Source organism: Pseudomonas sp. PAMC25584 (assembly GCF_058135675.1).
Window position 1 is genome coordinate 3796989 of sequence record NZ_CM176870.1, and the last position, 23164, is coordinate 3820152.

At 57.8% G+C, this 23164-nt stretch carries 28 protein-coding genes, 1 tRNA gene and 1 pseudogene; 10 read left to right on the forward strand and 20 right to left on the reverse strand.

Annotated features, from left to right (window positions below; all coding sequences use genetic code 11):
- The 9 genes from ACS5Q8_RS17515 to ACS5Q8_RS17555 all read right to left on the reverse strand — a co-directional run bounded on the left by ACS5Q8_RS17515 (position 1) and on the right by ACS5Q8_RS17555 (position 8033).
- A complete protein-coding gene (locus ACS5Q8_RS17515; protein ID WP_465159266.1) occupies positions 1-2034 on the reverse strand; it encodes a phage terminase large subunit family protein in 2034 nt (677 codons plus the stop codon).
- Between the two features lie 3 nt (positions 2035-2037).
- Positions 2038-2631 (reverse strand): terminase small subunit, encoded by a 594-nt coding sequence (locus tag ACS5Q8_RS17520; RefSeq protein WP_465159267.1) that lies wholly within the window; start codon positions 2629-2631, stop codon positions 2038-2040.
- 72 nt (positions 2632-2703) lie between these two features.
- Positions 2704-3168, reverse strand: a complete 465-nt coding sequence (locus ACS5Q8_RS17525) for a hypothetical protein (RefSeq protein ID WP_465159268.1) — start codon at positions 3166-3168, stop codon at positions 2704-2706.
- A 128-nt stretch (positions 3169-3296) separates the two neighbouring features.
- On the reverse strand, positions 3297-3641 hold the full coding sequence (locus tag ACS5Q8_RS17530) for a phage holin family protein (protein WP_191947147.1): 345 nt from the start codon (positions 3639-3641) through the stop codon (positions 3297-3299).
- A gap of 527 nt (positions 3642-4168) precedes the next feature.
- The gene (locus ACS5Q8_RS17535; RefSeq protein WP_465159269.1) at positions 4169-4534 is read right to left on the reverse strand and encodes a PA0613 family protein; all 366 of its coding nucleotides are present in this window, start codon (positions 4532-4534) and stop codon (positions 4169-4171) included.
- A complete protein-coding gene (locus tag ACS5Q8_RS17540; RefSeq protein ID WP_465160367.1) occupies positions 4527-6743 on the reverse strand; it encodes a VapE domain-containing protein in 2217 nt (738 codons plus the stop codon). The genes ACS5Q8_RS17535 and ACS5Q8_RS17540 overlap by 8 nt, the downstream gene beginning before the upstream one ends.
- Complete coding sequence (locus tag ACS5Q8_RS17545; protein ID WP_465159270.1) at positions 6733-6960, reverse strand: TraR/DksA family transcriptional regulator; 228 nt, start codon at positions 6958-6960, stop codon at positions 6733-6735. The genes ACS5Q8_RS17540 and ACS5Q8_RS17545 overlap by 11 nt, the downstream gene beginning before the upstream one ends.
- Positions 6953-7471 carry a phage regulatory CII family protein gene (locus ACS5Q8_RS17550; protein WP_043046664.1) on the reverse strand — a complete coding sequence of 173 codons (519 nt, stop codon included), beginning with the start codon at positions 7469-7471 and terminating at the stop codon, positions 6953-6955. Before ACS5Q8_RS17550 ends, ACS5Q8_RS17545 begins: the two co-directional genes overlap by 8 nt.
- Positions 7472-7799: 328 nt before the next feature.
- Positions 7800-8033, reverse strand: coding sequence for a hypothetical protein (locus tag ACS5Q8_RS17555; protein ID WP_465159271.1), 234 nt, complete (start codon positions 8031-8033; stop codon positions 7800-7802).
- A gap of 99 nt (positions 8034-8132) precedes the next feature.
- On the opposite strand from ACS5Q8_RS17555, the gene ACS5Q8_RS17560 reads away from it, so the two are divergent.
- Positions 8133-8780 carry a LexA family protein gene (locus ACS5Q8_RS17560; RefSeq protein WP_465159272.1) on the forward strand — a complete coding sequence of 216 codons (648 nt, stop codon included), beginning with the start codon at positions 8133-8135 and terminating at the stop codon, positions 8778-8780.
- Between the two features lie 6 nt (positions 8781-8786).
- On the opposite strand, the gene ACS5Q8_RS17565 is transcribed toward ACS5Q8_RS17560, so the two are convergent.
- Positions 8787-9728, reverse strand: a complete 942-nt coding sequence (locus ACS5Q8_RS17565) for a DUF1848 domain-containing protein (RefSeq protein WP_465159273.1) — start codon at positions 9726-9728, stop codon at positions 8787-8789.
- A complete protein-coding gene (locus ACS5Q8_RS17570) occupies positions 9729-10598 on the reverse strand; it encodes a hypothetical protein (protein WP_465159274.1) in 870 nt (289 codons plus the stop codon).
- Positions 10599-10999: 401 nt separating this feature from the next.
- Between ACS5Q8_RS17570 and ACS5Q8_RS17575 the strand changes: the two genes are divergently transcribed.
- The 8 genes from ACS5Q8_RS17575 to ACS5Q8_RS17610 all read left to right on the forward strand — a co-directional run bounded on the left by ACS5Q8_RS17575 (position 11000) and on the right by ACS5Q8_RS17610 (position 15106).
- Entirely contained in the window at positions 11000-11581 is a 582-nt protein-coding gene (locus ACS5Q8_RS17575) for a hypothetical protein (RefSeq protein WP_465159275.1), read from the forward strand.
- Between the two features lie 9 nt (positions 11582-11590).
- A complete protein-coding gene (locus ACS5Q8_RS17580) occupies positions 11591-11875 on the forward strand; it encodes a phage antirepressor KilAC domain-containing protein (RefSeq protein ID WP_465159276.1) in 285 nt (94 codons plus the stop codon).
- A 155-nt stretch (positions 11876-12030) separates the two neighbouring features.
- Positions 12031-12357, forward strand: coding sequence for a pyocin activator PrtN family protein (locus ACS5Q8_RS17585; protein WP_124527913.1), 327 nt, complete (start codon positions 12031-12033; stop codon positions 12355-12357).
- 48 nt (positions 12358-12405) lie between these two features.
- Entirely contained in the window at positions 12406-12804 is a 399-nt protein-coding gene (locus ACS5Q8_RS17590) for a FliH/SctL family protein (RefSeq protein ID WP_465159277.1), read from the forward strand.
- Positions 12801-13022, forward strand: coding sequence for a hypothetical protein (locus ACS5Q8_RS17595; RefSeq protein ID WP_465159278.1), 222 nt, complete (start codon positions 12801-12803; stop codon positions 13020-13022). The genes ACS5Q8_RS17590 and ACS5Q8_RS17595 overlap by 4 nt, the downstream gene beginning before the upstream one ends.
- On the forward strand, positions 13019-13561 hold the full coding sequence (locus ACS5Q8_RS17600; RefSeq protein ID WP_465159279.1) for a phosphohydrolase: 543 nt from the start codon (positions 13019-13021) through the stop codon (positions 13559-13561). The genes ACS5Q8_RS17595 and ACS5Q8_RS17600 overlap by 4 nt, the downstream gene beginning before the upstream one ends.
- Positions 13562-13812: 251 nt before the next feature.
- Entirely contained in the window at positions 13813-14055 is a 243-nt protein-coding gene (locus ACS5Q8_RS17605; RefSeq protein ID WP_286819269.1) for a DUF4224 domain-containing protein, read from the forward strand.
- A 1-nt stretch (position 14056) separates the two neighbouring features.
- Complete coding sequence (locus ACS5Q8_RS17610; protein WP_465159280.1) at positions 14057-15106, forward strand: tyrosine-type recombinase/integrase; 1050 nt, start codon at positions 14057-14059, stop codon at positions 15104-15106.
- Positions 15107-15221: 115 nt separating this feature from the next.
- Here the strand turns inward: ACS5Q8_RS17610 and ACS5Q8_RS17615 are convergent.
- Positions 15222-15312 (reverse strand) — tRNA-Ser (locus ACS5Q8_RS17615).
- Positions 15313-15464: 152 nt separating this feature from the next.
- Between ACS5Q8_RS17615 and ACS5Q8_RS17620 the strand changes: the two genes are divergently transcribed.
- Entirely contained in the window at positions 15465-16136 is a 672-nt protein-coding gene (locus ACS5Q8_RS17620; protein ID WP_247404731.1) for a Bax inhibitor-1/YccA family protein, read from the forward strand.
- 73 nt (positions 16137-16209) lie between these two features.
- Here ACS5Q8_RS17620 and murB read toward each other — a convergent pair whose 3' ends face one another.
- The 8 genes and pseudogenes from murB to ACS5Q8_RS17660 all read right to left on the reverse strand — a co-directional run bounded on the left by murB (position 16210) and on the right by ACS5Q8_RS17660 (position 23053).
- Positions 16210-17229: a UDP-N-acetylmuramate dehydrogenase gene (murB, locus tag ACS5Q8_RS17625; protein WP_426100871.1), complete on the reverse strand. Its 1020-nt coding sequence runs from the start codon at positions 17227-17229 to the stop codon at positions 16210-16212.
- Positions 17226-17690, reverse strand: a complete 465-nt coding sequence (locus tag ACS5Q8_RS17630) for a low molecular weight protein-tyrosine-phosphatase (RefSeq protein ID WP_276197555.1) — start codon at positions 17688-17690, stop codon at positions 17226-17228. The genes murB and ACS5Q8_RS17630 overlap by 4 nt, the downstream gene beginning before the upstream one ends.
- Positions 17690-18454, reverse strand: coding sequence for a 3-deoxy-manno-octulosonate cytidylyltransferase (kdsB, locus tag ACS5Q8_RS17635; protein ID WP_276197554.1), 765 nt, complete (start codon positions 18452-18454; stop codon positions 17690-17692). Before kdsB ends, ACS5Q8_RS17630 begins: the two co-directional genes overlap by 1 nt.
- Positions 18451-18636 (reverse strand): Trm112 family protein, encoded by a 186-nt coding sequence (locus tag ACS5Q8_RS17640; protein ID WP_003174668.1) that lies wholly within the window; start codon positions 18634-18636, stop codon positions 18451-18453. The genes kdsB and ACS5Q8_RS17640 overlap by 4 nt, the downstream gene beginning before the upstream one ends.
- Positions 18637-18659: 23 nt before the next feature.
- On the reverse strand, positions 18660-19670 hold the full coding sequence (lpxK, locus tag ACS5Q8_RS17645) for a tetraacyldisaccharide 4'-kinase (RefSeq protein ID WP_276197553.1): 1011 nt from the start codon (positions 19668-19670) through the stop codon (positions 18660-18662).
- Entirely contained in the window at positions 19670-20098 is a 429-nt protein-coding gene (locus ACS5Q8_RS17650; protein WP_024076131.1) for an ExbD/TolR family protein, read from the reverse strand. Before ACS5Q8_RS17650 ends, lpxK begins: the two co-directional genes overlap by 1 nt.
- Positions 20095-20730: a MotA/TolQ/ExbB proton channel family protein gene (locus ACS5Q8_RS17655; RefSeq protein WP_247407985.1), complete on the reverse strand. Its 636-nt coding sequence runs from the start codon at positions 20728-20730 to the stop codon at positions 20095-20097. The genes ACS5Q8_RS17650 and ACS5Q8_RS17655 overlap by 4 nt, the downstream gene beginning before the upstream one ends.
- Before the next feature lie 109 nt (positions 20731-20839).
- Positions 20840-23053, reverse strand: a pseudogene (locus ACS5Q8_RS17660) (DNA internalization-related competence protein ComEC/Rec2).
- Positions 23054-23164: the final 111 nt, after the last annotated feature.

Genomic DNA, 23164 nt, shown 5'->3' on the forward strand with positions numbered 1-23164 from the left:
TCAGCGTCTCTTCAGGTAACCGCTGGTGGAGCTGCGGCGTTGAGGGGGTGCAGCGGGTCGCGGTTCGGCGACAGGTGCAGCAGGTGGCGGTGCGGGTAGCGACTGACGCGCCGCAACTGGTGCCGGTGCCTGTGTTTCGTCAGCGTCGACGCGCTCGCCCTGCACGGACTTGACGCCCAACACATCGTCGAACAAACCGGACTGAGCCAGCGCCTGGTGTACCCGATCCCAGTCGTGTTCCTGGTAGCGGTTGATGCCGAGGTAATGCGCCATTGCCAGGCAGTACACCATCAGGTCGAGCGCCTCGTTGCGCTCTGCTTTGCTCTTGACCCATTCGATACGAACGGATTTGCCCCGGATATAGCGGGCAACTTTGCGCTCAGCGACGCACTGGGCGAAGAACTCGTCCGGTAGATCGTTGGCAAAATGCAACGAGCCAGGCCCGTCCTCGAAGGAGTAGCGGTTGTAGATCCAGTCCTTCGCAGTGTCAGTACCAACAAACCATAGCTCTACACCATTGCGCTCCGTCTGACCTTTCCAGGTCACATCCATCATGGATGGGCGTTGAGCAATCACGTTCCTACCAGGCTTGCTCGCACCTTTGATAGCGAGGATGTTGCGCCAACGTCGCACGCGGCAGAACTGGTAAACCTCGTCGGTGTGGTGACCGCCGGAGTCGACCCCCGTCGCCAAAATCGCCAGACCAACGCCGCAAGGGTGCCGGTATCGAACCTTGAGTTTTTCGTCCAACACTGCCCAGGTGCGTTCATCGGCAGGATTACCCCAGATCACCTGGTGGTCGACCACCCAACGCTCCATCCCTACACCGAAACCCATTACCATCAGCTCCAGGCGGTTGGCCTGGACGTCGACGGCACCGGTCAGCATCATCACCCCTTCCGGCATGCTGCCAAGGGTGTAGGTTTCCAGACGCGCCCGGGCGATCAACACCTCGGCCTTGGTTTGCTCTTGCGCGCTGTCCCAGACTTTGGCGAGACGAGTGTTGTAGAACACCTGCATCAGACCCAAGTTGCCTAGTGCTTGGGCTTTCTTGGCGTCTTCAAACTCCTCGGCCAGCGAGGGCCAGTCCTTCCAGCCAATCGGCGAGTAAAGCGCGTTAAGGTGGAAGCCCACCGTCTTGCCATCGCCATTGCCATGGGCACGCCACTCGCCACGGGCGAGCATGTCGGTCTTGTGATGCTCCTCGATCAGGACGTCACATTCAGGCGCGGCGCACTGATAGTGAACCGTGCTGTAGTCCTTGCTGTAGAGCAGCCGCTCCCACTCCAGCACCTGCATATGCCCGCAGGTGGGGCATGGCACGTAGTAGTAACGCTGGTCGCTGGACTCGAACAGGTCCGAGATCCGCGAGGCGCCCTTGATCGTTGGCGAACTGGAGAAGTAGATCTTGGCGTTGCGCCCAAAGTTGGTCGCCCGCGTCTCTGCCAGCACGATGGGATCACCCTCCTGGCCGACGTCATTCTCCCACCGGTCGACCTCATCGCCGTAGATGTAGCGTGCCGACAATTCGGATAGGTTGGCTGCCGAGCCCGCCGTGGTGACATACAAGGCGCCGCCCTCGAACTCCTTGGTGTCCATGGTGTTGCGGGCGTCCCGTGAGCGGCTGGCTGCCACACGCTTCGCCAGTTCTGGGGTCGCCTTGATCGTCTTGCTGATCCGTCCGGAAACCCGCTTGGACAGGCTCAGACTGGGCAACAGCGCCAGGATGTTGGACGGTGCCATGTGGATCAGGCCGCCCATCCAGTTCAAGGCGATCTGGGTTTTCATCAGCTGCGAGGCCACCATGGTGACGACCCGCCGGCACGGGTGAGCCGGTGACAGGCAGCGCATGGGTTCGCGAGCGTACGGCGTCCGATCCGTGCGGTACTGGCCGGGCTCAGGGGCACCGGTATCGCGCGGGATTCGCATGTACTCGTCGGCCCACTCGTCGATCCAAAGGTCTGGATCAGGTCGCAACCCACGGAAATACGCCTCACGGTACGCACGGTCCCCGTCAGGAATTTCCGTGGTCATAGGTCAGCTCGCTGTCATCGCTCGTTCAAGGTCGGACGAGGACATGCGCTCTGCCTCTTCCAGTGATTTACGGAGTGTCGCCGTCAGGTGCTTTTCGATGTCCCAGGGGTCGGACATGACTGCCAGCTTGTGCGAAAGCTGGGGCAGCAGGCCGAATAACTGGTCACGCAGATGGCGCCCGGCGTTGTAGGCCCCAAGCTCAACGGCATCCCTGGCAACCAGCGAGCCCTTCGCCTTGTGCAGTTCGATCTCGGCCAGTTGCGCCAGGTTGTGTTCGCGCATGGCGCGAGCCTTTTGAAAGTCGTGGCCCTTGGCGGTAAGAGGCTGCTGCGGCGCAGCCGTGTTAGTCGGCTCGACCAGGGGGGACAGTTGGCTGTAAACGTCACGCTGAATCCGGTCCTGCTGGTGTCGAGCAGCGACGGCGGCCTTGCTGGGGTCGGCGGTTTCGAGGATCAGCGCTTCGGTTGCCAGTACGTCGACCTTCTTGCCGTTCGGCGACAGCACCAGGCGATTGTTGTCTTTTAGCCAGGTGATGTAACTCGGCGTCCTGCCGATGCGAACCGCGAAAGCGCTTTTAGACAGATAGAGGGGCAGCATATCTAGATTTCCCTAGCTGAACGGAGGAGTACTGCCAGACACTCCTCCTCCTATTCGATTTGGGAGTCGGAACTACATGGTGAAATGGGCTTCCATGTACGTCAGCAATGTCGAGGTGGTCAGTTGGCTTTCGGGAAGCACCTCGTGCTTGACGTCATCATTCCCATCTTTCTTGTTTGCCACTGCGATGGCGAACTCACCGGGCTTACTATCCGCAGTCATTACGATGATCCGATTGTTCGTATGCGCGCAGTCGAGCACGGCAGAATAGCCGCCTTGGATATTCAAAGGCCCGCCGGATACACGGGCACCGTCATAAAGCTCTGTAAAAACGCTAACAGACTCAGCTACAACCATCATCATTTGTTGACCAATTGCCATGTGCTCTCCGAGTGTTTGATGAAAAACACATAGAAGCACATTCCTAGCGACAATGAATAGCGAAAAGCCACCACCAAAATTCAATGGAAAAGGACGGTTTTTCAATCCGGTTATTTCAATTTCAATGGATTGAATTTCAGTAAGCTGGCAGCCCATTCGCTAACGCTTTCCCGCGGGTTTCATGCCCCGTGTCCCTCGAATGCTGCCAGGGTCCCCGCCGACTTTTCGGCGCACCATTTTGGTGCGTCTCGATACAGGCCACGTATTACGTGGCCTCCAGCACATCACGCCTGACCACCGCCCGAGGGTGGCACATCGCACACGCCCAACCGCTTGGCGGCCCAGCGTTCGTACAGCCCGATGGCGACATCGGCGCCGGCCATCGCGGTGAGGCAGCCGATACTCCCCGCCGCCAGGACCGACATGCCCGAGGCGTGCAACAACATCATGGTGGAAAGCCCGCAGACCACGCAGGCCCCGGATCGAAGCAGCAAGCGGCGAACCAAGGACCAGCCGCTCACCCCCGCCTTGTCGGCCCGCCATGCCTCGCCGGAAATCCCGCCGACCAGGGACAGTACGATCACCATCCAGATCGGCATCTCAATAAGCGCTTGCTGCTCGTTCGTCATCGCCCTACCCCATAAACGCAAAAACCCGGCGCAATGGCCGGGTTCAGTGTGGTGGTGTGTCCCGCTGCTTGCGGTCGCACCTATCGAAGATGGGTACTTTTTACAGGTGGATTTTACTGGCAGCAAGCTGGTTTTAATGCCATGGCGCAATACGGGTGCAATACAGGTATGACGCAGGGACAACGTAGGGACAACGCATTCAATCGGCTATCGCTTCTGGTGCCCTGTCTTACCTGTCCCACTATTCTGAATTGAAGTAGGACAGCTACAGACGCCTGAATACGGGGCTCTGCCCTACTGTCCTACCTTTATTCCTTTTCCCTTGTGTATAGAAAGAAAGCTAAAAGCACGCGTGCGCGCCATGGGCACGATTACGTGTCCGCTATGCTCATGTGTGCGTGGGGCGGGTGAAGGTTGGACGGTAGGACAGGCCAACAACGGCGCGGCCTGCGCCTGTCCAACTGCGCCAAATGCGAGTCGGACAAGGCGGGACAGTCGGACAAAGGCACGCGGAGTGACGCCGAGGGTCATGCAGCTTTCCCCATCAGCATCCCCTGGATGAACACATGGGCGTCATGCAACCGCATGTAGTAAGTCCGCGAGCTGCATGCACAGTGCAAAAGCTTCTGAGACAGGAAGCTTTCGTGGTTGCAGTAGTGTTCCCACACGACCAGGGCAAGCCGAGGTGGAAGGTGTTTCCTAACGATCAGCTCGATGTCGGCCGATTCATCCAGCAGCACCCGACTGCCGCGTGTGCCGCGTATCAACTCGCCCTTGCATTCCATCAGCATGGCGATCATGTTGCCGCCGCTCGGCCCGCCCATGTTTTCCGGCATGGGTGAGTGCAGATCCTGCGCCCATAGTTTGAGCATCTCGTCGATTCGCTTAATCAAAGCAAGGCTCCTCGATCACCGACTGCTGCAACGCAGACGCACGTCCCCAGCCCTTCGGCTTTTCATAGGCCCATGGCCGCACGCCACTTTTCGGCAGTGCCGGCATACGCCGCTTGCGCCAACCCAGCCGGTGCATGATCGCCCCGACCCGCATCTGCTCAGGCTTACCCCAATGGCCGAAGTCCAGCTTCAGAGCCTGGGTAAGGATCTCGTTGCCTGTGGCGGTCTCGCCGATCTGCGACTCTTCCATCCAGGCCAAGATCGGCCCTTCCCATTCATCGACGACGAATCGCTCGTCTTGGGCCTCGGCGAACATCCAAGATTCGTCCTTGGTCACCCACCAGATGTCGCCAGCTTCAAAGCAAAACAGCGCCTCGGCCCATAGCTGGTCGCGGATCTCACGCAATTGTTCCAGGTCGACCTTGTTGCAGAACACCGGCCAGTAGCGGCGATTGCCTGTGGCGTCCTTGAGGTATTCCTCTTGGTTGGTGGTGCCCACGAAAACACACTGGCGTGGCACGTCATTCGTTCTGCGGCCGTAGCTCTCGCGGTAGGTGTCGGTGGATGCGGAGAAAAACTGTTTGGCCTTGGTGCTTTCGGCCTTGTTGAAGCTGTCCAGCTCCCCCAGCTCGACGATCCACTTGCCGCGAATCGCCTGAAAGCTGTCCTTATCGCCGAGGGCAAAAGGCGTATCCATGAACCACTCGCCGCCGAGGACGCCCATGGCCGTGGACTTGCCAGCGCCCTGCCCGCCTTCGAGGATCATCACCGAGTCAGCCTTGCAGCCTGGACGCATCACCCGAGCGACCGCAGAGATCAGCCAGCGCTTGCCGACCTTGGCCGAGTACTCGCTTGCCTGGACGCCCAGCACATCAGTGAGCCAGGTTTCGATGCGAGGCACGCGGTCCCACTCCAGCTTCTCAAGGTACTCGCGCACCGGGTGGAAGGCGTGGTCGTGTGCAACCACGCTGACCGCCTCGATCACATGGGATGCCTTTACGCGGAGGTTGTATTGCTGCGCGAGCCACTTCATCACGCGCATGTCGTCGATGTCAGCCCAATCGCCGGCACCGCCACCGAAGGGCGCGGACCGGAGCTTGACGATCTTGGAGCTGAACACGCTGTAACCTATGACTCCGGCCCAGCGCTCGTCATTACCCAGGATCAGCTCGACGTTTTGCATGTGCGCGATCAGGGAGCCGTTTTCGGTGCGGGCGAGCTGGTCCTTCCAACCACCCGCTGCAGGAGGCTTGACCACCGCAAGGATCTGTCGGCGAACGGCCTCCAAACCCTCGGAGACATGCAGGTCGTTAAAGTCGGTCCATTTGATCTCGCGTTCGCCGGAGAACACCGGGGCCACAACCTGGCCGCCGACAACCAACACGGCGTTGTTGGCCTTCTCTTCGCCAGGGTTCCAGGGATCGCCGTTGGGGCGTTTGGTCTTCCAGTCATCATCGCGACAGATGATCAGCGGGCAGCCGGGGAAACGCTCGCGCATGGCCTTGGAGACCGGCAGCAAGTTGCCCGCGTCAAAGGCGATGGCGACGGTGAGCGAAGTCGCCATGTGCAGGCTTGCGCCAGTGGCGTAGCCCTCACACACCAACACCGGTTCGCCGGGTTCAGGGTGTGGGCCGATCAGGTGGAAGGCGCCTTCCTTCGACATGCCGTAAGGCCAATACGCTTTGTCGCGCCCGGTGTCCTCTTGCTTCGCGGGGAAGATCACCTGCAGACCGACAATCTGGTCTCGCACATTGCACATGGGCACTAAAAAAGCGCCGGTACGGGGCGCATAGCGAACCTTGAAGCCGACGATCTGCTTTCTATCCAAGTAAGCGCTCTTGCCCTTTTCCGGCATGCGCCTGAACAGGCCGGCGGCACGGTTGGCGGCTCGACGTGAAGCATTGGCAGCGATCTCAGCAGCCTTGCGCTTGGCGTCTTCCTGGCGAGCGCGCATGACTTCACGCTCCTCAGGACTCATGCGTCCGGGCTTGACCTTGATCTTCTGGGTCTCGCCGGAGCGCCAGTCACCGAAACTGCCAAAGATCAGCGTCTCGTTCTTGTCGGTGCGGTGTTCGTGGATGACGTACCAACCGTTCTTTTCCTTGCCCTTATCCTGGGTGGTTTTGCAGCGAGTGAGCTTTCCGTATACGAGGGGCTGCGCGGGTTCGAGACCGTAGTCCGCGAACTGATTGAGCACGTCATCGAGCATAACGGGCAGCCCTCTGGTCATCGACGGTCTTGCACTCAATGCAGAGCGTGCAACCGGGTTGTGCCAAACGACGGGCTTCGGGGATGGGGCCATCGCATACTTCACAGAACATCAGCGAATTCTGAGCCGTGTTGGACATCAGCGCCAAGCGTGCAGCAACGGCTTGATCGATGCGCTCTTGCACCAGGTCATTTGCGAAATCAGCGATATCAGCCACGTTCCACCCCACAAGTCGTCTGGTTGACGTAGCGGGCGCGGTTGTACATGCCCAACAATCCTTGGATGCCTCGAAACACCAACTGGCGTATTTCGGCCAACTCGCGGTCATCGACCTTGCCGTCGCCAATGTGCTTGGCCCAGGTTTCGGACAAATCGGCAACCTGCCGGAAAAACATAGCGATACCCGTGGTCAGGGTCTCAGGCATGTCGTTGGTGTACGCCTCAGCCAGTTCCTGCCAGATCGTGTCGCCGACAAGGGCGTGCACCGCATCGAGAATGCGGCGGTCCTTGGTCAGTTCGAGGATCTCGCCGAACTCCTGGATGTTGACGGTGTGCGAGGGATGGGTGGGAGACAACTTGTGCTGCAGCGTGGTGGCATTGCGGCCGGTGGTGGCGGCGATTGCTGCGGCACCGCCGGGATAGTCCCGTGCGGCGTGATACAGGGCTAATTCGAGCGTCAGTATTTCCTTTTGCGCTCGATCAACACAGCTTAAAGCTACTCGGCTCATGGCATTAATCCTACTAAGTTGCCAGTGCCCCGCGACGTGTAGTGGTGATACATTTGCCGCGTGGCTTGAAAGGGCCCAAACGCCGGCTAGATCTAGGGATCGAAACCGGCACCGTGCCGAGGCGAACAATCCGTTGCTCACCTCTGGCGCAACAGCTGCCTAATCTGTGGTGGAAAAGGCAGCAACCCAAGACATCCGTGTCTTGGCAGCGCGATAAAGGGAGGTGGTTTGCATGTGGTGTGCCCTCCTACCTACGTCGCGACCCGACAGCACTGTGGTGGTGTGTGCCGGGAGGAACTGGGCGGCCCTTGGGTCGCCTTTTTTCTGACTATGCTGCTTTGCTTGTCGGAGATGCTTCAGTGATACCGAAATGCTCCAAAACCTCAGCTAGCGACACGCAACCTTCACTTTCACGGGTCAAGGACTTGATCAAAGAGACGCTTGGGTCCTTGCTCGCGTATTTGACGTGAAAACGCAAGTAGCTCACAGCAATCCGACAACGCAGGGCGTAGGCCTTGAGTGCTTCTGAATCCAAACGGTTGATGTATTCGCGCAGCTTCATGTGGTGTACCTCCTGACACGCAATTTAACCATTAAGGTTAATTTTTACAATACCAATATGGACATTCACCTTAAAGGTTAATCCAGCCAGAATCGACACATGAAAATCTCAGATACCCGCCTACAGAATTTCCGAAGAGTCCTGGCCGAGAAAAAGCTCCGCCTAACTGACATCGCCGACCTTCTGGGTAAAGCACCTGCGCAGGTGAGCGCATTCGGGGGCAAGAACCCCACGAAAGGCATCGGCGACCAGATTGCGCGAGAGATTGAGAAAGCGCTGGAGCTCCACAGTGGCTATCTCGATATGCCCTACGGGCTTGGTGAGTTCAATAACGCCACGGTGCTAAGCCATACAGGACGAAAATTGCCAGTTATCGGATCAATCGCTGCTGGAGCTTGGTGTGAAGCACACGGCAGTTTCGATCCGAGGGATGCAGAAGAATGGATCGATGCACCAGGGCCAGTTGGCCCACGCGCTTTCATTCTTCGCGTTGAAGGGATGAGCATGGAGCCAAAATTTGTGGAGGGCGATAAAATAGTAATTGACCCATCACTTGAAGCATTACCTGGCCATTTCGTTGCAGCTAAAAGGACTAGCGATCAAGCGGCTACGCTTAAGCAACTGAAACAAGAGGGAAATGAGCAATATTTGTTTGCGTTGAATCCTGACTGGCCAGAGCGAATTATTCGAATGTCTGAAGAATGGAGTATCTGCGGTAGGGCTCGTTGGAAAATATCAGACTTATAGCACGAATTAAAATAATGTAGACTGCCTATCTACATTTCTCAACAACTCAAGATCCACACCATCTACACCACCAATAAGAAATGGGCTATTACAGTCATGCGATTTTCGATTCTTTAGCACTACTTCTTTATTAAAGGTTGCATAACAATAAGAACACTCATGTAAACAAGTATTATACACCCCTATATCAACACTTCTCACACACCCGCACGCATCCCGTTGCCCTTGATCTTTCTTATTACTTAACGCAAGACCGAACACATCTCTTAGAAGCTGATCATCTACGCACTTACCATGAGGGACACCCGCCTCACTGGTATTGACAACCTCCGCACAGCTTTGAATCTGCATACCGAAATCATTAGCCACCTTTGCCATATAGCTAGACAAGTCCATCAACCTAGCATGCTCATCAATAATATCTGAATATATCAAGCCATCTACTGCATTTAAATTGCGCTCCGTTTTTTTATAAAAATCTGAAAAACTAATCACGACCCGTTCCGTTTTGCCCGCAAGAAGCCCTGCAATTTTTTTGAAGAGTCTTTTATGCTCTTCCAAATCAACAATATTCGACAGAAGAATTGGATCATATCGCCATACAACTTTGTCCTTCCCAATCAAGTCACTCAAGAGAATAAACATACGAATAGCATCGAGAGGCTTTGGAACTGATCGCTCAAGGGATCTTGGATACCCCGTAATCGTATATTGGAAATAGTATCTGAAACCCATTTTATCCAAGGTACTCAATGAGTGCATAAGCGCCTTTGGATTCCTAGTCCAAAATACGATAGCGTCGACATCTGACGGCCGCAATGAAATCCGAGATATTTGATTATAATTGAAAGGATTACGGGATAGTAAGAAACCCTCTTCAATTCTATTCATGAACCACTCATGATAGAAGGCCGGTATATCTGTACGCCTACTTGCACTGATGATCATTTAGCGAAAATACTCCATGAGTTGATAATCTATAAAACGATTACTCAGGATAGGTTTCTTAACTACATTACACCCATTACAAAGGGCAACATCCTCCTTCTTTCCACACTGAATCATATATTCATCTGGATAACAAAAATCAGAATGTATTTTCCGCAATCCGACGGACCCCTCTTCGGGCGTTCCCCCCCAACAATATGTCTGATTCCATTTTTCATTCGTACTAAATCCACTTGCTAGCATAGCATCATGAACGTATTTGAAAAAATTCACATCAGAAGATATCTTGTATCCATTACCACTCGACACGAATGAATTTAGAAAAAATACACGATCATTACTGGTAGAGGCAATCAATCTAGCCATTTCCGGCATTGCATTGACATCGCTCGCGGCTATATCTCCAATAGATTTTGGAAAGACAAATACATCTACGTTACTAATATCAGAAGTTGTTAAATTAAGGACGGTGTTACATGTAAATGCAAAATTTGCATCCGGGGAAGGTACTAATGCCTGAGTACTCCAAGACAAATGATCAAAACCATGATAATCGAAAGCAACATTCCCTAAATTGTCTCGCAATGCATAATAATCAGGAGCCAACCCACAACCAAACGAATAGATATTCAAATAATCATAATCATAATCATCTTCAACTTTTTTGCGTAAAAGGTCAGCCAATATACAATATTCAAGATAATATGCCGGAAAATACCTTAAAGCATACAACTTCTGAAATTTTTTGCTCATGTAATGATTGCCGCTTGGCTCATACCGGGCAATCTTGCACCAATCATTGTAGTCACCCATAAATGAGGTGTGAAAACTAACAAGCAACTCATCGACAAACTCAGCATTATATTCCATTAATAAACTCTGTCATTCCTTAGCAACTGTTTATATCGAATGTAGATCGATATTAGAGATATCAAATTGGCACTATCATATATTTTTAACCAATCCCAGTGCCCTCCTCTTCAACCACGTCTAACGAAAAAATCCTAAAAACAACCTAAAGGGTTATTTTTATCTTGACGAGTTAACCTTTAAGGTTATTATCCTCCTCACTCTCCCACCACAGAGCGAGGCAACACCATGCACACCACAGCCACCCTGCACGTCCACCCGGCCGCTGCTAACCCCTCCCGCATCTTCGAAATACGCCGCCTGGCGCAAGACTGCGGCTGCGCCTTCATCGCGTCCAAACCCAAGCTGAAACACCGCTCCGCACCTGACCCATTTGACCCAAACGGCGGAGGGCACGCGGCATGAACAAGTACAAACTCGACAACCGCACCCTGGCCCTGCTCAAGGCCCAAGTCAGCCTGACCGAAACCTTCAACCACCTCCTGCGCACCGAGACACAGCGCCAGGCCCTGTCCTTTCGCCTGAAAGTCGAACGCCGCATTGCCGACACGCACTTCACCGTTGAGCTGGGCAGCGAACGCCACACGCTGACCCTGACCAACAGCAAGAAGATGCACCTCAAGCTTGCGGACTTCATCGAAGAGATCGTCAACGGACCATCTAACCCTGCCGAAACACCTGCCACGCCGCATGCAGATCGACGCTACGGCGTGTTTGAAACCGAACATAAGCAACAGGTGTTCGATCTGGTACGCACCGGCGGCGCGCTCAGCCTCGACATGGGTTTTGAGCAACCGATCAACCTGGCGATCCATCGCAACAAATCCCGCGCCGGCATCACCACCATCATGAGCATCGGCGTCAGAAAGCCGCGCTCCAAGTGCTTCACGGTGTACGGCAGCGACGTGGAGATCTATTCCATGGTCGCGGAATCCATCACCCACCTGGCTGCCGTGGCGACTCCTGCCGCGCATGCAGCCTAGGAGATCGCGATGGAACGTAGCCTTGAAAAAGCCGCCAAGTACTTCGGCCTGACACGCCCAAAGCTGATTGCACTAATGCGCGAAAAAGGTCTGCTGAACGACCGCAACCTGCCGACCTTCCCGGTGCGGGATCGCGAGTACCTGCGCGTCAAAGACAGCAACTGGTATCACGAAACTGCCGGCATGCAGTACAGCCAATCGACCAAGGTCCGCCAAGCCGGCATCCGCTGGCTTGCCGACCAGCTGGGGCTCGAACTGCCAGCCATCCCGGCAGACAACCGTGACGTGGCCTAGGGAGTACGCCCGCCAGATCGTCGCCATGGGCACACGCGAGGAGCGCAACGCTGCGCTCCTCGAAGTGCCGGAACATCTGAGGGAGCTGACCAAACGCCATTGCCTGAACGCCTGGAACCACCCCTCACGACTCAAACGCAAGGAGGCCACAGCCCATGAGCAACACCAGCCAGACACCGCTACGACTGCAACCCGCACCGGATAGCGCCACCGTCGAGATGCTGCACCAACTTTTCGGCGACGTGCTTATCCCCCTAGAAAAGCTGCGCGTGCATTACTTCAAGAACCTCAATGAAAAGACCTTCACCGAGGCGATCAACAGCGGCCGCATTCAACTGCCGGTGACCACCTTGGACCACAGCGTCAAGGCGATCCGGTATGCCCACATCAAACACGTCGCAGCACTGATCGACATCCGCGCTTACCGAGCGGACGAAGACATGCCGCGACCACAAAACGACTCAACCGAGCAAGACCAGTAACCCCAACGGCTGCCACCACCAGCCACGAAACTACCAGGAGCACACCACATGACTGCAATTCAAATTTGCGCACTGATCAGCCTCATTACCGCTGCCGCAATTCTCTATTGGACCGGCTACCGAGGCGGCCTTACTGACGGTAAAAATGACGGTTACGAAGACGGCCATTCTGATGGTTTCACCATGGGGCAGAACGATGCCTCAGCCGCGTACGCAACCTCTATCCAAAAGGTGTCGACGCGTTGCCAGCGCCTTGAACAAATGTTGCATCGGGAACCACAAGACCGCCTGGACCTTCTCGCAATAGCAGAAAAGCTCAAGCTAGCCGCTGATACCTTCCGAGCGGTTAAAGCAGAAAGCCAGGCATCACAGGCCCTTGCCTTGCGTGAAAAAGCCTTGAACATGGCTGCAGGGCTGGACTCCTTCTTTCAGGAGGACGCTGCATGAGCCAGGCCATCCAAACGCTTCGCCTGACACCTCAGGCCGCCGGCACACTGCAACAGCAGCACACCAAGGCGACCAAGGAGCTGCGCGCACTGACCCGCTACAACAAGGAGCTCGACCGCCAGTTGAAAGCTCTGATCGGCCACGACTCCCTGCGTCAGCTGTACAAAGCCACCGCCAGCGCCCTGCTGCTGGCCGATCTTGTGAGGGAAGCCGCATGAACTGGATCCTCACCTCCACTGGCAAGCGCTTCGACCTGTTCGAGCCCGACGCCGACATGATCGACCCACGGGACATCTCGCACTCGCTGTCCCACCTGTGCCGCTTCAACGGCCACACCCGCGAGTTCTACAGCGTGGCCCAGCACAGCTGCATCGTTGCCGAGCTGGTGCCGGAAGAACACAAGCTCGCGGCCTTGCTCCACGATGCCGCCGAGGCGTACGTGGGCGACATGACTCGGCCACTCAAGCAGTGGATTAGCGCCTACCAGCACTTCGAAGATTGCATCTGGTGGCGGGTTTGCGAGCGGTTCGACATCGCTCCAGAACTCCCCGCCTGCATCTACAAGGCCGACTTGATTGCACTGGCGACCGAACGCCGCGACCTCATGCCAACCGATCCGGCTATCTGGGATTGCTTGGTCGGCATCGAACCCATGGCCGAAACCATCCGCCCATGGCCTGCAGCAGAAGCTCGACTCACCTATCACCAGCGCCTGATGGACCAACTCGCTATCGAACACCGGAGGAAAGCGGCATGAAGAATCACCAGGAGAACACCAGCGCCCTGCCCGCTTTGCTCCGCACAGACAATGATGGCGCCACGCTAGAAACAAACAGTCTCTGCTGCGCAGCAGCAGGCATTACTGCTCCTATCAGCGCCACTGCCGAGGCACTTATACCCCACAAAAAGCTGCGCGGGGCAGCGCTCGCTGATGCAACGCTAAACGCTCAGGAACGCCCGCTCGCGCAGCCTGCCGTGGGGTATACGCAGCATTCACCCACCAGAACTATAGAAACTGAAATTTTCTCTGACGAAGAACTGGCCGACCTGACTGGATACAAGCAGCGTGCCCATCAACGAAGATGGCTCAACGATCGCAATTGGGTATTCGTTGAGAGCCGTGGTGGCCGCCCATTGGTCGGGCGCATGTACGCTCGTATGAAGCTTGGCATGACCAGTCCAACGTTCGCAGAACAGAGCACACCGCCGCTGAGACCAGCTTGGACACCTGACTTCTCCAGGGTGAACTGAGATGCGACCTCGAAACACTGAAAACAGGGACTTACCGCCGGGAATGGTGCGGAGAAAACGCCCTCGCAAGAACGGTAAAGTGTGGGTTGGTTATTACTACAGAGACTCAACGGGAAAGGAGATACCGCTTGGGGGAGACTTGAGCAAAGCCCGATTGAAGTGGGCAGAGCTTGAGTCCAAGGAAAAGCCAGCCGATCTGACGATGATGAAGGGGATCTTTGATCGATACGTCCGCGACGTCATTCCGAAAAAAGGCGAGCGTACCCAGAAGGACAACCTAGCCGAGCTCAAACAATTGCGGCCCATGTTCGACGGGGCGCCCATCGACTCAATCACACCAGCCAGTATCGCCGGATACCGCGACGCCCGTACCGCCAAGGTACGGGCCAATCGGGAGATCGCCCTACTCTCCCACGTGTTCAACATGGCGCGGGAATGGGGCCTGACCGAGCGGGAGAATCCGTGCCAGGGCATCCGCAAGAACAAGGAAACGCCACGTGATTACTATGCCAACGCCGCGGTTTGGGATGCGGTCTACGGGATGGCTGAGCCGGAACTCAAGGAAGCCATGGACCTGGGCTACCTGACAGGCCAGCGGCCAGCAGACGTGATCGTCATGCGCAGGGACGACGTTGAGGGCGATTACTTCTTGGTCACGCAAGGCAAGACAGGGCTAAAGCTTAGGATCCTGATGTGCACAGAGGAGGGAGAAAACAGCTTGGGCAGGTTGATTCGGGAAATTACGGAGAGGAATGCCGGCCACATCTCGAAGTACCTGCTGATAAACAGACACGGAAAGCGAATGACGAAGGGAATGCTGCGCTTGCGCTGGGACAAGGCGCGGGAGAAGGCTTGTGCCAAAGCAATCGAAGAGGGCGATCCGCTCCTCGCCGCGAAGATTGGCGGTTTTCAGTTTCGCGACATCCGACCGAAAGCGGCATCGGAAATCATCGATATTGGCGACGCAAGCCTGCTACTAGGGCACAGCAAGCAGGAGATCACGAAGCGGGTTTACAGGAGAATTGGCGCCACTGCTAAACCAACAAAATAGGCAAAGTTTCGGAACGCCTACTCGAAAGTTTCGGAACGCCTCTCAAAAACCGTCGTGTTCCACCCAAACCCCAGAAACACAAAAGCCCCGCATTGCGGGGCTTTCGTATGAATCTTGGCGGGAAACCAGGGATTCGAACCCTGGGAACGCTATTAACGTTCGCCGGTTTTCAAGACCGGTGCATTCAACCACTCTGCCAATTTCCCTTTTGCATCACAGGATTATAGCAGCCCATCCTGTCTCAGCGGGCGCCATAATACCCGAATGAAACACACTGTCAAACTCTCACCATCGCTTGTTACAGAGCGTCTGTTATGATCTTTGCGACTGAACGTTTCAAAATCGAAGGAGTGTCGCCATGCGCGAACAGAATTACGCAGTGAATGGTAACGCGCAGGCTGAGCAGCTTGAAGTCAGCCGCGTCTTGCGCAACACCTATGGCTTGCTCGCCCTTACCCTCGCATTCAGCGGCGTGATGGCGTTCATGGCCCAGCAGATGCGCGTCGGCTACCCGAATATCTTTGTCGTGTTGATCGGCTTCTACGGTCTGTTCTTCCTGACCAACAAGCTGCGCGACTCGGCCTGGGGCCTGGTGTCGGCATTTGCATTGACCGGTTTCATGGGGTTTATCCTCGGCCCGATCCTTAACCGTTACCTCGGCATGGCCGGCGGCGCGGAAGTGGTCAGCTCGGCGTTTGCGATGACAGCCCTGGTGTTTGGTGGTTTGTCGGCGTATGTGCTGATTACCCGCAAGGACATGAGCTTCCTGGGTGGCTTCATCACCGCCGGTTTCTTCGTGTTGCTAGGGGCAGTGGTTGCCGGTATGTTCTTCCAGATCAGCGGTCTGCAGTTGGCGATCAGCGCAGGCTTTGTGCTGTTTTCCTCCGTGTGCATCCTGTTCCAGACCAGCGCCATCATCCACGGCGGTGAGCGCAACTACATCATGGCGACCATCAGCCTGTATGTGTCGATCTACAACCTGTTTATCAGCCTGTTGCAGATCTTTGGCATCATGAGCCGCGACGACTGATTGCCAGCAGCATAAAAATGCCCCGCATCGCGAGATACGGGGCATTTTTGTTTCAGAGGGCTTTGTTCTGGGCTCAGTACTGGTTGGGCTCCATCTCCAGATCGACCTTGAAACGTTCGGCAATATCCTGCTGGATACGTAGCGCCAGGTTCGCGATGTCATGCCCTGTGGCGCCACCGTAGTTGACCAGCACCAATGCCTGCATCTTATGCACGCCGGCATCGCCATCACGAAAGCCCTTCCAACCGGCCTTGTCGATCAACCAGCCGGCGGCGAGTTTCATCTGGCCGTCCGCCTGGGGATAGGCCACCAAGTCCGGATACAAGCCTTGCAGCTCAGCCGCCAACGCCTGGGATACCAGTGGGTTTTTGAAGAAGCTGCCGGCGTTGCCCAGCTCTGCGGGGTCCGGCAGTTTTTCCCGACGAATGCTGCAGACTGCCCGACTGACATCGCTCGGAGTGGCTTCGGTAATCCCCTGCCCGGCCAGGCGCTGTTGCACTGGGCCGTAGTCGAGCTTGAGGTGGCTGACGCGGCTCAAGGCAAACCGTACTCGCAGGATCAACCAACGCCCGATTTCGTGTTTAAACAGGCTGTCCCGGTAGGCGAAGTTACATTCTTCCAGGTTGAAATCACGCAACTCGCCGGTCTGGCGGTCCAGGGCCGTCAAGCCGGCGAACACATCCTTGATCTCCACACCGTAGGCGCCGATGTTTTGCATCGGTGCCGCGCCCACGGTGCCGGGGATCAAGCTGAGGTTTTCGAGACCGCAGAGGCCATGTTCCAGGGTCCACAATACAAACGGATGCCAGGCTTCGCCCGCTTCGGCCTCGACCAGCACGTGCTTGCCATCATCCTGCAGCACCCGAATGCCCCGGGTAGCCATGCGCAATACCAGGGCTGGAATGTCCCGGGTCAGCAGCAGGTTGCTGCCACCGCCGATCACCAGCAGCGGCACTGCCTGCGCAGCGGCGTAGGCCAGGGCTTCGCGAACATCCGCGTCGCTATGGGCCTCGGCGAAGAGCTGGGCACGCACGTCGATACCAAAGCTGTTGAATGGCTTGAGCGATACCTGCGCAAGCACGTGCAAGGTCATAACCGCCCCTTCAATTCGATCACCAATAAATCACAGGCTCGCTCGATCAGGTCCAGGACCCGCTCAAAGCCTTGTTCGCCTTCATAGTAAGGATCTGGCACCTCGTCCACTTCCGAGTCGTAGCGGCGCAGGAACAGGTCCAGCTCGGCCTTGCCCTGCCCCGGTTGCATGGCCTTGAGGTTGCGCAGGTTGCTGTGGTCCATCGCCAGGATCAGGTCGTAGCGCGCAAAGTCGGCGCTGCTGACCTGCTGAGCACGCTGGGCCGACAGATCATAACCCCGCGCCCGCGCTGCACGCTGGCTACGCTGGTCCGGTGGGTTGCCGACATGCCATTCACCCGTGCCGGCAGACGCCACGTCGACCTGGCCGGCCAAACCCGCTTCGTACAATTTATGACGCAATACACCTTCAGCGGTTGGCGAGCGGCAGATATTGCCCAGACAGACAAACAGAACCTCCATCAGGCCCCCAGCAGGCGGCGGACGCGGTCGAGGTCTTCCTGGGTGTCGACACCCGCAGGCGGTGCTTCCAGAGCATCGGCGACGTGGATGCGCACGCCGTGCCACAGGGCACGCAGTTGCTCCAGGGATTCGGTGTTTTCCAGCCAGCACGGGCCCCAACTAACGAAGTCCAGCAGGAAACCGGCGCGGTAGGCATAGATACCGATGTGACGGCGGTACGGCACGCCCTCTGGCAACAGGTCAGGGTTCCTGGCAAAAGCATCCCGCGCCCAGGGCAACGTCGAGCGACTGAACGTCAGCGCCAGGCCGTTGATGTCGCTGACCACCTTGACCACGTTCGGATTGAACAGGGTGTCGATATCTTCGATGGGTTCGGCCAGGGTCGCCATGCGCGCTTCACCATGGGCAGCCAGGTTGGCGGCCACTTGGTCGATCACGCTCGGCGGGATCAACGGCTCGTCACCTTGCACATTGACCACGATGGCATCAGGCGCCAGGCCAAGCTGTGTGGCCACTTCGGCCAGGCGGTCGGTACCGGAATTGTGGTCTTCGCGGGTCAGTACCGCTTCGGCACCGAAGGTTTTGCAGGCGTCGATAATACGTGGATCATCGGTAGCCACCACCACGCGCTCGGCGTTGCTTTTGCAGGCCTGTTCCCATACCAACTGAATCATCGGCTTGTTGCCGATCAGTTGCAGCGGTTTACCCGGCAGGCGGGTCGAGGCGTAGCGCGATGGAATGACAACGGTAAAGGCTGTAGTCATTTATCCAGACGCTCGTCGGTAGTCAGCGTGCGGGCTTCGCTTTCCAGCATCACCGGGATGCCATCACGGATCGGGTAAGCCAGGCCGGCGCCTTTGCTGATCAGTTCGGTCTTGTCAGCACTGAGCTTGAGTGGGCCTTTGCAGATCGGGCAAGCGAGGATGTCGAGCAGTTTGGTGTCCATGAGTGTTTCCTGGAATGAAGCGTTTAAGGCAAGAGACGGGAGGGCAACAGACGCATCAGTTGCGTGTCGAACCAGGCGACAAACGCCGGCGACGGCACCGCATCCACCGCAAGGTACCACCAGTCAGGCTGGGCAAAGACGCGGCACTTCACCGCGTCCTTCTCGGTCATGACCAGCGGCAATGATGGTGTGAAATTCAAGACCTCGGCGCTGTAGGGCGCATGGTCGGCAAAAACATGGGGTATCGGTTGCCAGTGTAGCGTTTCAAGGGTGTTGAAGAAACGTTGCGGGTTGCCGATCCCGGCGACCGCATGCACCTGCTGGCCTGCTGGGAAGTAATCGACCGGCTGGCGCTCGCCGGTTTGCAAGTTGACCAACGCCGTGGGCCGCAGGCAAAAGGCGAAGCCATCTTCGCGATCGGCCCCGGCGCCATTATAGAGCAGCGCATCCACGCTCTGCAGGCGCTCCACCGGTTCGCGCAACGGCCCGGCAGGCAGGCAGCGGCGATTGCCCAGGCCCCGAGCGGCGTCGATCAGCACCAGTTCAAGGTCGCGAGCCAGCCGGTAATGCTGCAGGCCGTCGTCGGAGAGGATCAGGTCCAGGGTTTCGCTGGCCAGCAGCGTCTTCACCGCGCGACTGCGGTCAGGGTCGATCATCAAGGGGACGCCGCAGCGCTGCACGATCAGCAAGGGTTCATCGCCAGCCACTTCGGCACTGTGGCCGGCCTCGACCCGCCACGGCAATTGCGGTGGCTTGGCGCCATACCCGCGACTGACCACGCCCACGCGCAAACCGCTACGTTGGCAGTGCTCAATCAACCACAGGATCAACGGTGTCTTGCCAGTCCCGCCCACGGTGATGTTACCGACCACCACCACCGGCACCGGCGATTGGTAGATCTCGCCCTCGCCCGCCAGGAAGCGCGCGCGCTTGCGCTGCACCACCGCGCGATACAGCGACTCCAGCGGCCGCAACAACGTCAGCGCCGGATGGCCCTCGTACCAGGCCTTGAGCAAACGATCGGACATGGCCATCAGGGTTGGCTCGCCGCCTCGACGGTGCTCATGCGCAAGTGGCTGAACCCCAGCTTGCCAGCAGCGTCCATCGCGGTAATCACCGCCTGGTGCTGGGTCTTGCCATCGGCACTGATGGAGAGTGGCATCTTGGTATCGCCACCGGACTCTTTCTGCAGGGCCTCCATCAGGCTGTTGAGGTCGTTCTTCTCGAGCAACTGGTTATTCACTGAAAACACGCCGTCGGCACTGATGGCGATATCCAGTTGCTTGACCTCCTGGTCCTCGGCCGGCGAGCCGCTGACCGCTTCCGGCAAATCGACCCGCAGCTCGGTCTGCCGTGTAAAGGTGGTGGTCACGACAAAAAACAGCAGCAGGATAAACACCACGTCGATCAGCGACGCGAGGTTGATATCAACATTTTCCCGTTGCTTGCGGCGAAATTTCACGCTTTGCCCCCGACCAGGTCCACGTCACGATCGCCCTGCACCACTTCCACCAGCTTGATGGCTTCCTGCTCCATGCCGACCACGAGCTCATCGATCCGGCGTTGCAGGAAACGGTGGAAGAACACCGAGGGAATACCGACCATCAGACCCGCCGCCGTGGTGATCAAGGCCTTCGAGATACCACCGGCCAGCACCGCCGCGTTGGTGGTCATGCCCGAGCCCATGAACGAGCTGAAAATATCGATCATGCCCAGGACTGTGCCCAGCAGACCGAGCAACGGTGCCATGGCGGCGATAGTGCCGAGGGCGTTGATATAACGCTCCAGCTCATGGATAACCCGCGCCGCAGCCTCTTCAATGCACTCTTTCATGATCTCGCGACCATGCTTGGAGTTGGCCAACCCGGCCGCGAGGATTTCACCCAGGGGCGAATTGGCGCGCAGTTCCTTGAGTTTCTGCTTGTCGAGTTGCTTGTTCTTGATCCAGCCCCAGACCTGTCCCAGCAGATGCTCGGGCGTGACGCGACTGGCGCGCAGGGTCCACAGGCGTTCGGCAACGATGCCGAGTGCGGCGATGGAGCTCAAGATGATCGGCAACATCATCCAGCCGCCGGATTTGACCAATTCCCACACAGTGAATGTCCCCTCGAAAAAGTGCGCCACTTTACCATATAGGTCAGGCGGCGGGGCTCGTCGACCCACGACCCGCCTGTCGCAGGCTTCGGTCATTGGTAACGCCCGGTTACGGTAACGCTTCTCGCCAGAAGCGGCGTTGACTGCGCGCAACAATCGGTGGCGCGAAGGTCCCTAATCGCAAACGCACCGCACCCTGTTCGGCGCTGTCATACACCTGACTACCCAATGCTTGATAGCGTTCCACCACCTGCGGATGAGGATGGCCGAACGCATTGCCACGCCCTCGGGAAATCAGCACCGATTTCGGCGCCAGCCGCTGCAGAAAGGGCCCGGATGAAGAGCTGCGGCTACCGTGGTGAGGTGCTTGCAGCCAATCGGTCGGCACCGCCAGGGCCGAGGCCAGAAACGCCTTCTCAGCGGCACGATCGATATCGCCAGTGAGCAGCAGGCGTTCGCCATTGGCCTGCACCTGCAATACACAGGACTTCGGGTTGCTGCTAATGGCGTCGGGCCATTACCAAAGTTCAAATGACACACCATCCCACACCCACTGCTCACCGCTGATACAAGGCTGAGTGTGAAGAAACGCCGGCAACCCTTCGGTTTCGCCACCGACGACCCGTTTGATCGGCAGCCCGCTGGCGACAGCTGCCGCACCGCCGGCATGATCGGCATCGGCATGGCTCAATAACATCATCTCCAAAGCGTCTATTCCGAGTTTCTTCAGCGACGGCAACACCACCCGCGCGCCGAGATCGGCCGCCCCGGAGCGCGGGCCGGCATCGTAGAGCAAGGTGTGATGGCGGGTGCGCAGGATCAATGCCTGCCCTTGCCCGACATCCAACTGCAGAACATCCACCTGCCCGTGGGGCACCGGCTCGCGCGGCGGGAACACTGCCAACAACAGCATCGGCCAGCCCAGCAGCCGAAACGGCACGCCCTTGGGCAGCAGCAGCAACACCGCACCGACCAGGCTTACCAGCCAATACCCCACGGGTACCTCGGCCGGTATCCACGCAGGTAATTGCGCCGCCAGTAGCGCAAGGGCGTTGAACAAGCCGCCCAGCGCCCCACCCGCCAGCCATAACAAGCCCTCGCCCACGAACGGCAGCGCCAGCAGTGCAGTCCCTAGTAAAGCTAGGGGCAACACCACCAGACTGATCCACGGCACCGCGAATAGATTGGCCAGCGGCGCGCTGAGACTGATGGGCAAACCGAGCACCAGCAACACGGGGAAAAGACCGATGGCAATCAACCATTGCGGACGGGTCCATGCCTGCCAGACGCTCCACCGCCCCAATCGCCCACCGAAAGTCAGCGCCAGCACCGCCACCGCCGCAAAGGACAGCCAGAAACCCGGCTGCAAGCTGGCCAAGGGCTCAAGGATCAGCACACCATTGAACGCCAGCAACAGTGGCCACCAGATGCCCAAATGACGGAAACGCAAACGCCACAGCAACACCAGCCCCACCATCACACAGGCGCGCTGCACCGGCACGCCGAATCCCGCCAGCAGGCCGTACCCCAGCGCGGCGCTAAACGCCAGGCCACACGCCCACGGCAGCCACGGCCAGGTGCGCGGCCAGCAGCCGTAGCGCGCCAGAGCGGCGACGAGCGCGTAGATCAACCCCGCCAACAGGCCGATGTGCTGGCCGGAAATCACCAGCAAATGCACCGTGCCGGTGTCCTGCAAGACACGCCAGTCCTCGGCCGCCAGCCCCGATCCGTCCCCCAGCACCAGGGCCGCCAGTCCTGCCTCGCGCCCTTGGGCATCCACCGCCATCAAGCGCTGACGGACCGCGTCGCGCCAAGCATTGCGGGCCGGCGCCAGGCGTTCGCCGTCCTTCACCGAGCCGGTGGCGCCAATACGTTGGGCCAGCAGCCAGGCTTCATGGTCAACGCCATGGAAGTTGAGCAAGCCCGACGGACGTTTAAGCGTCACCGCGAGGCGCCAGCGTTCACCGCTGCGTACCGGTGGCCCACCGTGCCAGGACAGCCGAATCCGCGCGGGCAGCCGGGCTTTGCGCGACCGGCTGTCGGTCAGTTCGAAACGCACGCCGCTGTCGGTCTGCTGCGGCAACCCGGTCACGCGCCCCTCCAGCCAACGTGTCTGGCCGTCGAGCGCCGGACGCAAGCGGTCATCCAGCGCCCACTGCGCGCTCATGCACGCCCAGCTCAAGCCGAATAGGAAAAACGCCAGCGGGTAAGTACGAAACGGCAGCAGCATCAACGCCACCAGCACCAGGGCCAACAGCGCCCCGGTAGGCGGCAGTGCGGGTAGAAATCGCAGCGCAAGCAGCCCGAGTGCAAGCGCAAACATCCCTGTCCTCATGGATCATTCCTTTGAAGTGATCCACTCAGTCTTAGCCGCCGCCCGGGCACCGCCTATGATGTTTTGTCACAAAGTCTGAATTTTCTGTTTATAGAATGC